Here is a 9,500-nt window from a genome sequence, read left to right as displayed (position 1 = left end):
TGGGTGTTCGTGAGCCGGGCGAGCACCTGGCGCCAGGGCGGCGTGATGCCGAGCAGGAGCAGCCGCCGCACCCCGAGCCGGTGCTCGGCCTCTGCCTCCGCCCGGGTCGGCAGCACCTGCAGGTCGACCGAGTCCCCTCGGTCCACGAGCGCCGGGTAGCCGACGACGCCCTCGCCGCTCTCGAAGGTCTCCGGCACGGTGTCGATCGTCCACGAGGTGAGGCCCTTCCGCTCGATGGCCGAGCTCGCGGCCCGGACCTCTCGCCGCAGGGCGGGGGCGGCCGCCTCCCGGACTGCCTCGAGGTCCTTGCCGGTGGCGATCGGCGTCCCGTCGGCGCGGTCCACGGAGAAGGTGACCCGGAGGTGGTCCGGCACACGCGACCAGTCGAAGTCGCCAGCCGACACAGCGACGCCGGCCCGGCGCCGCAACGCGCCGGCGAGCGCCTCGACCAGTGGCCCTGCGGACGGGTCGAGCTCGGGCAGGACGGCCCGGGCGTGGTCCGGAGCCGGCACGAGGTGGCGCCGGACCGCCTTGGGCAGTGACCTGATGAGGGACGTGACGAGCTCCTCGCGGAAGCCGGGCACCTCCCAGTCGAAACCGACCGCGGTCACCTGGTTGAGGTGGTCGACGGGGATGTGGACGGTCGCGCCGTCCTGAGGTGAGCCGGGCTCGAACTGGTACGTCACCGGCAGGACGTTGTCCCCCTGGCGCCACGTCGTCGGGTAGTCGCCCCCGACGATCGCGTCGGCGGAGTCACGCAGCAGCAGGTCCTCGGTGAAGGTGAGCTGGTCCGGATCCTGCCGACGTGCCTTCTTCCACCAGGTGTCGAAGTGCCGCCCTGAGACACCGGACTGGGGAATTCGCTTGTCGTAGAAGGCGACGAGCGTGTTGTCGTCGACGACGAGGTCGCGTCGTCGCGTGCGCGCCTCGAGCTCGCCGATCCGCTCGACGAGCGCGGCGTTCTCCTTGAGGAAGGTGTGCGGGCTGTTCCAGTCACCCTCGACGAGGGCGTGCCGGATGAAGAGGTCACGGGCGAGCTCCGGGTCGACGCGCCCGAGCCCAACGGTGCGACCGACGACGAGCGGCACGCCGTAGAGGGTCACCCGCTCCGTCGCGACGGCCGAGCCGCGCCGCCCCGACCAGCGGGGCTCCGAGTACTGCCGCTTGACCAGGTGCGCACCCAGTTCCTCGGCCCATCCGGGGTCGATGCGCGCGTTGATCCGGGCCCAGAGCCGGGTCGTCTCGACGAGCTCCTCGGCCATGACGAACTGCGGTTGCTTGCGGAACAGCGCCGAGACGGGCGAGATCCCGAATCGGGCTCCGCGGGCACCGAGGTACTCGCGCCGCTGCTCGTCACGGACCCCGACGTGCGAGAGGAGTCCGGCCAGCAGCGCCTGGTGGACCGCGTCGGTGTCCACCTCGCAGTGGACGCTCCCCCGCGACACGTCGAGCCCCGCCTGCTTGGCCGCCTGCTTGACCTGGGCGTGCAGGTCCTGCCACTCCCGCACCCGTAGGTAGTGGAGGAACTCGGCCTTGCACATGCGCCGAAAGGCACTGGAGGACAAGGCTTTTTGCTGCTCCCGGAGGTAGCGCCAGAGGTTGAGCCAGGTGACGAAGTCGGAGTGCTCGTCGTGGAAGCGCTTGTGCGCAGCGTTAGCGAGCTCCTGCTTGTCCTGGGGCCGTTCGCGCGGGTCCTGGATGGAGAGGGCAGCGACGATGACGAGCACCTCGCGCAGGACGCCGCGCTTGTCCGCCTCGATGACCATCCGCGCGTGCCGCGGGTCGATCGGCAGCCCCGCCATGGTCCGTCCGTATGGCGTGAGCTTGCGGCCCGCGCGCCGGCTCCCTCCCCGCCGGGGCGTGGTGCCGTCCTCGCTCGCGAAGGCCTGCAGCTCCTCCAGAAGGCGGACGCCGTCGGTCACCTGGCGGGAGTCCGGGGGGTCGATGAAGGGGAAGGCCTCGACGTCGCCGAGGCCCAGCGTCGTCATCTGGAGGATGACCGAGGCGAGACTCGTCCGGAGGATCTCGGGGTCGGTGTACTCCGGCCGGGACTCGAAGTCCTCCTCCGAGTAGAGCCGGACCGCGATACCTTCGGAGACACGGCCGCACCGACCGGACCGCTGGTTCGCCGAGGCCTGGCTGACCGGCTCGATGGGCAGGCGCTGGACCTTGAGCCGCTGGCTGTAGCGGGAGATCCGTGCGGTCCCACTGTCGATGACGTAGCGGATACCGGGCACGTTCAGCGTGGTCTCGGCGACGTTGGTGGCGAGGACGATTCGCCGGCCCGTGTGCCGTGAGAAGACCCGGTGCTGCTCGGCGGCGGAGAGCCGGCCGTAGAGGGGCAGCACCTCGGTGACGGGCAGCTGCAGTCCCGTGATCGCGTCGGCGGCGTCCTTGATCTCCCGTTCGCCCGAGAGGAAGACGAGGATGTCCGAGCTCGGCCCCGAGTGCCGCTCGGTCCACAGCTCGAGGACGGCGTCGCAGATACCCGTCATGAGGTCCTTCTCCTCACGCTCGGGCTGGTCCGGGTCGATGAGGGGGCGGTAGCGGATCTCGACCGGGTAGGTCCGGCCGGACACCTCGACGATGGGCGCCGGCCTGCCGTGTGCGTCGGCGAAGTGCTCGGCGAACCGCTCGGGGTCGATCGTCGCCGACGTGATGATGACCTTGAGCTCGGGCCGGCGCGGGAGCAGCTGCTTGAGGTAGCCGAGGATGAAGTCGATGTTGAGGCTGCGCTCGTGAGCCTCGTCGATGATGATCGTGTCGTAGCGGCGCAGGTCGCGGTCGTGCTGCATCTCGGCCAGGAGGATGCCGTCGGTCATGACCTTGACGAGGGTGTCCGGGCTCGTGTGGTCGGTGAAGCGGACCTGGTAGCCGACGGTGCTCCCGAGCTCGACGTCGAGCTCCTCGGAGAGGCGCTCCGCGACCGCCCGGGCGGCGATCCGCCGCGGCTGCGTGTGGCCGATCATCCCGTCCAGGCCGCGGCCCAGCTCGAGACAGATCTTCGGGATCTGCGTCGTCTTGCCGGAGCCGGTCTCGCCCGCGATGACGACCACCTGGTGGTCGCGGATCACCTCGGCGAGCTCCTCGCGGTGCTCGACGACCGGCAGCTGCTCCGGATAGGTGATCGGGGGGACCAGTCCGGCCCGATGCGCTCGGCGGGCAGCGCGCTGCTCGGGACTGAGCGGCATACGGCCTCGTCGGGACGGCCCGCGGCGGGAGCGACGCGAGCGCGACTGGGCGGGCGCGGGCTCCTCGGGCATGAGCGACAGGATATGTGGCGTGCCTCGGCGCGCCGAACGGGTTTCTCCGGTGGAACCGGCCCGGCGCTCATAGGGTCCAAGGGCCGGCAGGCGGCAAGGAGGGGGCATGGACGCTCGACCGGAGATCCCGGACCCGCAGCACGACAGGCATGTCGCGTTCCCGGAGGAGCGGCCGGAGCCGCTCCCTGCCGGCTGGTGGGCACCGACACCGTCTCCGCCGCGGCCACCCCGCCCGGCCCCAGCTGCTCCGTCGGGCGCCGGTCGCACGAGCCGCAGGAGCACCGGCTGGTGGTTCCTGCTCGCGGCCCTGCTCCTGGGCGGATTCATGTCACAGGCGGACTCCGATGGCGGGCCCTTCTACGGCCGGCCCGAGGTGTCCCAGGTGGAGCAGTCTGGTGCCGTCCACCTGACCCCCGATCACGTCGGCTTCAACGCCGAGCTCCTCCCGGAGGACGCGCCTCTCTTCAGGATCCCGTCGGGCACGACGACCTTCCGGCTCGAGGTCGTCGGCACGGATCCACGCGCCGGTCTCGAGGTGGGGACGCAGTACGGGACCCCGCAGGGGGCGAGGACGGTGAGCCTGCCTTTCTGGGGTGAGCTCACCCGCGACAACGCGGACGACGTGCTGAGCGTCACGGTCACGAGTGCCTACGCCTATCGGCAGGTCCAGTGCCGCGTCTATCTCGGCCCGGACCTCGTCGCGATCGGGACGGGGCAGGACAGGGCGACGTGCGAGGTGCCGACGTGGCGATAAGGACTCTCTCGGCGCCGAGCGGGATTCGTCCTGCGGAACCGGCCCGCCGCACATAGGGTCCAAGGGCCGGTAGCCGGCAAGGAGGGCATGGAGGGGCATGGACGCTCGACCGGAGATCCCGGACCCGGACCCGGACCACGACCGGTATGTCGCGTTCCCGGACGAGGCCGCCACCCCGCCACCCGAGAGCTGGTGGGGGCCGGCTCCCCCACCCCTTCCAGCGCCGCCGTCGGCACCCGTACAGTGCGCTCCCCCGTCGGGCAGGAGGAGGGCGCGCTGGGCGGTCATCGGTGTCATCCTCTTGCTGTCCATGATGTCGACCCACCACAGTGGGAGCGGAGGCGCGGGTGGCATCGGGCACGGGAGCGCATACGGCGAGTCGTCCCCGGGCATCGATCTCGAGCCGTCGCTGACGGCGCCCACGGGGCGGCTGCAGCCGGCCGACACGCCCCTCGATGAGATTCCCGAGGGAACGATGTCGTTCCGTCTGGAGGTGGTCGGCCAGGATCCAAGGGCAACGGTCGGAGTCACGACGGACGATGGCTACGGCCTCGACACGGGCGAGGTGGCCCTGCCCTATGGGGCGAGTCTCACCCGCAACAACCCGCACAACAGCCTTGCGGTCACCGTCCAAAGTGCCGACGGACAGGCAGAACTCCAGTGCCGCGTCTACCTCGACGAGGCGCTCGTCTCCATCGGCACGGGTGACGGCACCGCCACGTGTGAGGTGCCGCGGACCCGATGAGGAGCAGCGCCACATGACGGTTCCGCCGGGCCTCGACCCGGACTGGGTGCCGGAGCCCGCCCGCCCGCCGGCGGACCGGGGCCATGAGCTACCGGCCTTCGGCGCGATGGCTGATGCCTCCGGTGGTGCGATGCCAGAGCTGCCGGTCCACTCGAGCCGCTTCGGGCCGGTGCGGTTGAAAGGGTGGCACGTGGGCGGGATCGTCGTGCTGGTCCTCCTGCCCTTTCTCGCGTGGTTCCTCTGGAGCGGCCTCGTGGTCGAGCAGACCTTCGCGGTCGACGAGCCCCTCTCGACCCGCACGGCGCCGGCGTGGCCCTCGCCACAGGGCTTGGTGCCGCCTGCGCCACTGCGCACCAACACCTATCCGTCTGGGCCGACCCCGAGCCTGCCGTACGGGCCACCCCCGACAATCACCCTGCCCGGCAGCGCACCAAGCCCACTCATGCCCACGGCTCGGTCCACTCAGTTCCCGCCGAACCTGCGACCGACGCCCCTGCCTGGCGGTGCTCGCCCGACGAACGTCCCGACGTCGGCGACGAAGATCCGGGTCGAGCTGAGCGGGCCGACAAACCGGCCGTACACCGTGTTCCTCGGGGGGAGCGGCACCGCCACCCGTCAGAGCTTCCAGGGCCAGACCGGGACGGTTGCCCTCGAGCTGCCGGCAACCTCGCTCGTGCCCTCGCCGACCATGCCCATGCCGTTGCTCGCGGCCGACGTCCGGGCCCCGAGGCCCGACGACACCGTGGCGTGCCGCATCGTGGTCGCGGGCGTGACCGTCGCCTACCAGCAGGGCCGCACGCGCGCGACCTGCACGGTGACGAGCGGAGAGCTCGGCTGGAAGTGAGCCTCAGACTTCGGACTCGTCATTGGCGTCCGTCGGCCAACCTCCCGCTTCGGATCTGGGCGACTCCCAGGCGTTCCTCCGGGCCCGCTCGCCCGCTCAGCCGTTCTGTCCCTGCTCGCGGCTCTCGGCGACCCGGTGCGGCACGCGGAGCAAGCGGATACCGGTGACGAGCACGAGTCCCCCGACGAGATTGCCGAACGCGGCCCAGCCGCGCGCGCGCGACCAGTCGAGGTAGCCGTAGTCGGCGTGGCCGGTCCACAGTCCGGCGAACATCAAGATCGAGTCCAGCACCGAGTGGAAGAGCTGTGCACCGACGAGCACGAACGACATGAGCACGGCAGGCACCAGGCGGACCCCGAGGTTCTCGGTCGCATGCTGCATCCGCGTCAACAACGTGATCACCGCACCCGCCAGCACCGCCAGGAAGAACGAGCGCCACGTGACGCCGAGGTGGGCGTAATGCGAGCCGGCCCTCACCGCCGCCCCGTGCACCTCGGGGAGCGCCACCACGATCATGCCCGCCATGGCGAAACCGGCGACCAGGTTGGCCGCCAGCGTGACAACCCACAGCCTGACAAGCTGCCCGAGCGTCCCCACCTTGGCGATCACGGAAAGGACCGGCACCAAGAAGTTCTCCGTGAACAGCTCGCTCTTGGCGAGCAGCAGAGCCACGAAGCCGATGCTGAACGCCAGCGATGCGAGCAGGTGGTTGCCGGTCGCGGCCTCCACCACGAGGTAGATCAGCACGCCCACCCCGACGTCGACGCCGCCAAGGAGGCCGGTCGACAGCAGCGGGAGCAGCGGCCGGTCCAGGCGCTCGTGACCTTCGCCGACCAGGCGCTCGTAGGCCTCCTCCACAGCGGGCTCCGAACGAGAGCCCTTCGGCGCAACGACGTCGCCGGAACCACCGGAGGGCCGGTTCACCAGCGCGGCCCGGGAGCGGATCGCAGGGAGTTCATATCAGCACGCTATCCGTCGGGCGCGCGCCGCTGGCACCGCGCGGAAACCCGGTACTTGCCTGTCAGCCCAGATGAGCGAAGCGGGGCCACAACTCCTGCCATGGTCGGCGCGGGACGCAATAGTCCATCAGCGTGCCGTTCTCTTCGTTGTCGATCCCGAAGGCGTTGACCAACCGTCCGGACGGCTGCAACGTTTGGCACTCCTGCTGCAGCAGCCCGCGATCGATCCCGACAGCGAGCACGGGTACGGCCTCCTGCGGGGGGCCCCAGTCCGCGTAGCCGTTGTGACCGCTGAAGGCACGGGGCAGTCCGAGTGCAGGGCCGTACCGGTCGATGGCTCCGGCCTGGCCGTAGTTCCCGGTCAGGATCGCGGTTCCCTCGGGGAGGGTCCGGTGGACGGCGGCGACCTGACCCACGAGCTGCGGCCAGCCGACCGTCTCGCCCGCGTCGTAGTTCACCGCGACGACGGGACCGACGGCCCGGACGGGGAGCAACGGCAGGACAACGACGGAGGCCAGCACGCCCAGTGCGACGAGCGCTGGTGCCACCCAGGGCCGGCGGACCCGGTCGATGAACGGCTGAGCCCCCGCCGCCACGAGCAGGGGAAGCAACCCTGCGAGGTAGTACGGCTTCCCGCCGACCAGTAGGAACGTCACGAACAGCACGACGAACGTCAGGGCCAGGCTGCGCAGGGCAGCATCACGCCACAGCCGGACCAGCCCACACAACCAGATGGGCAGCAGCCACGGCCCGACCTGGAGCACCAGCAGCGGCAGGAACAGGATCCGAGTCGACGACGTCCCGCTGCCGCCCTCGGCGATGCTCGAGGCCACGTGCAGCTGGGGCCAGCCGTGCCGGGCCTGCCAGACGAGGTAGGGCAGCCCCAGCAACCCCGCAACGAGGGCCGCGACCCAGGGGGCCGGCGACCTCAGCAGCGTCCTTGGACCGACCAGCAGAACGCTGACTACGAAACCCGCCAGGAGGAAGGCGACGAGCACATTGGCGAGCATCGTCACTCCCGCGGCCAAGCCCGCCAGCAGCCACCACCGCTTCCCCCCGCCCTGCAGCAGACGGAGCAGCAGGTAGGTGACCACCGTCCAGCCGAGCAGGTCGAAGGTGGCCGTGCTCAGCATGTGCCCCATGGCGAGGACGACGCCGCTGACCGCCGTGGCGGCGGCGGCAAGGACCTGTCCGCCACGCAGCGCGCCCAGGCGCTGCGCCATCATCCCCGCCAGGAGCACGACCAGGGCGGCGATCAGCGCCGGTGGCACCCGCAGGGCCATGAGTGATCCCGGCGCCAGGTGCGCCATCGCACCGGCCACCATGGGAACGAGAGGGGGCTGGTCCGGGTAGCCCCAAGCGAGGTGTCGCCCGGCTTGCAGGAAATACAGCTCGTCGCGGTGGTAGCCGTAGCGGCTCGCGGTCGAAAGGAGAACCGCCCCTGTGGCCAGGGCGAGAAGGAGTACAGGTCGCCCCGTGAGCGCACGCATGCGCGCGAGCGTACTGAGGTCCGGCCCGCGCGCGTTGTTTGGGTCCCCGCCAACCGGTTCCGGTGCAGGGGTGCCCGCGTCAGACCTCGGACTCGGTGTTGGCGCCTGCGCGCCGGTTGTTGATGGCGACCCGTACCGCCATCGCCTTCTCGAACGCCGTGTGCCAGAACCGGCTCAGCACGAGCTCACGCTCGCCGACGTGCTCGACGACATCCGCCCCCGCCCCGAGCTTGAACAGCAGCAGGCCCGTCAGGGGCTCGGTGGCGCCGAGCGAGGTGTTGAAGCCCCGGAAGTCGTATGCCGTGCAGCCGGCCTCGATGGCGTCCTGCATGGCCTGCCACTGAAGGGCGTTGGAGGCGCGAGCCTCGCGGTTGCGGCTCGTCGACCCCCCGTAGAGGTAGGAGAACATGTCACCGACGCGGACCATGAGGGCCGAGGCGAGCACGTCGCCCTCGACGTGCGCCTCATAGATCCGGGCGCTGATGCCGTCCTCGCCCACGCCGAACGCGCGCATCATCTGGTCGAAGTAGGACCTGGCCCGGGGGAAGAAGTGGTCGCGCTCCGCCGTCTCGGCGTAGAGCTCGTGGAAGGTGCCGACGCCCTCGACGCCGGCGGTGCGGACCTCGACGCCCGCCTTGGCGGCCTTCTTGATGTTGCGCCGCCATTGCTGGTTCATGCCCTTGAGGACCTCGTCTGCGGTGCGCCCCTTGAGGTCGACGACACAGACGTAGCGGGGCTGGCCGACGGCGGCGGTGTTGCCCCAGCCGATGGGCTGCCAGGCGCGCTCGTCGAGCCACGACTCGAGCCGGGTCGCGACGGGGCTGGCGAAGTCGGGGGGCAGCTGCGTGAAGGACATCAACCCGCCCTCACCGATCTGCTTCTTGACCGCGTCCGGGGCCCAACGGCGGGAGACGACCGGGAAGCCGAGTCGGAGCGCGAAGGCGCCGTCCTGCTTCGCCCAGCGCACGAGCGGGTCGAGCCAGGCGGACGGGTCGGTGGCGACGGCCTCCCAGGGCAGGGCAGGCCCCTCCGGCAGGTAGGCGAAGGATCGTCTGAGGCGCGGGATGTTGCGCGAGAGGACCAGGCCGGCACCGACGAGCGAGCCGGCCCCGTCGAACCAGCCGAGCGGTGTACGGCGCCAGCCCGGTTTCGTGCGGGCCCACGCCGGGGTCTGGAGGAAGCTGCCACCGAGGTCGACGACCGCGGCGCCGAGCTGCTCCGGCGTGATGGGACGGACGGTGAGGGGGCCGGTCGGCGGGGGCGCGGCGGGCTGATCCATGCCGAGCACCCTACCGACGCGCTTCGGGTGCTCCTTGCACCGGCGATCCCGACACGAGGGCGCGGTGCCGCCAGATCCACCACAGTCCGAGGAACGGCAGGACGAGCGGGACGTAGCCGTAGCCCTGTCCGAAGTGTGACCAGACCGTCTTGTCAGGGAACGCCTG

7 protein-coding genes are annotated in these 9,500 nt (G+C 70.9%); 3 read left to right on the top strand and 4 right to left on the bottom strand.

Going from position 1 to position 9,500, the window contains the following annotated elements:
• On the bottom strand, positions 1–3,371 hold a 3,371-nt coding region (gene hrpA, locus ACTHJJ_RS03680), incomplete at its 3' end, for an ATP-dependent RNA helicase HrpA (RefSeq protein ID WP_440301583.1).
• On the opposite strand from hrpA, the gene ACTHJJ_RS03675 reads away from it, so the two are divergent.
• The 3 genes from ACTHJJ_RS03675 (at position 3,370) to ACTHJJ_RS03665 (ending at position 5,606) form a co-directional block, all read left to right on the top strand.
• Complete coding sequence (locus ACTHJJ_RS03675; RefSeq protein ID WP_440301582.1) at positions 3,370–4,017, top strand: hypothetical protein; 648 nt, start codon at positions 3,370–3,372, stop codon at positions 4,015–4,017. The genes hrpA and ACTHJJ_RS03675 overlap by 2 nt on opposite strands.
• A gap of 97 nt (positions 4,018–4,114) precedes the next feature.
• Positions 4,115–4,762, top strand: coding sequence for a hypothetical protein (locus ACTHJJ_RS03670; RefSeq protein ID WP_440301581.1), 648 nt, complete (start codon positions 4,115–4,117; stop codon positions 4,760–4,762).
• A gap of 13 nt (positions 4,763–4,775) precedes the next feature.
• Positions 4,776–5,606, top strand: coding sequence for a hypothetical protein (locus tag ACTHJJ_RS03665; RefSeq protein ID WP_440301580.1), 831 nt, complete (start codon positions 4,776–4,778; stop codon positions 5,604–5,606).
• 96 nt (positions 5,607–5,702) lie between these two features.
• On the opposite strand, the gene ACTHJJ_RS03660 is transcribed toward ACTHJJ_RS03665, so the two are convergent.
• From ACTHJJ_RS03660 to ACTHJJ_RS03650, 3 genes are all read right to left on the bottom strand, one after another.
• Positions 5,703–6,464: a formate/nitrite transporter family protein gene (locus tag ACTHJJ_RS03660; protein ID WP_440301579.1), complete on the bottom strand. Its 762-nt coding sequence runs from the start codon at positions 6,462–6,464 to the stop codon at positions 5,703–5,705.
• Between the two features lie 163 nt (positions 6,465–6,627).
• Positions 6,628–8,055: an ArnT family glycosyltransferase gene (locus tag ACTHJJ_RS03655; RefSeq protein WP_440301578.1), complete on the bottom strand. Its 1,428-nt coding sequence runs from the start codon at positions 8,053–8,055 to the stop codon at positions 6,628–6,630.
• Positions 8,056–8,134: 79 nt separating this feature from the next.
• On the bottom strand, positions 8,135–9,334 hold the full coding sequence (locus ACTHJJ_RS03650) for a lipid II:glycine glycyltransferase FemX (RefSeq protein ID WP_440301577.1): 1,200 nt from the start codon (positions 9,332–9,334) through the stop codon (positions 8,135–8,137).
• Between the last annotated feature and the right edge of the window lie 166 nt (positions 9,335–9,500).

Origin of the sequence: Intrasporangium sp., assembly GCF_051961875.1 — a bacterium.
In the GTDB taxonomy this organism is placed as follows: domain Bacteria; phylum Actinomycetota; class Actinomycetes; order Actinomycetales; family Dermatophilaceae; genus Intrasporangium_A.
This window is presented reverse-complemented; position numbering and strand designations above follow the sequence as displayed.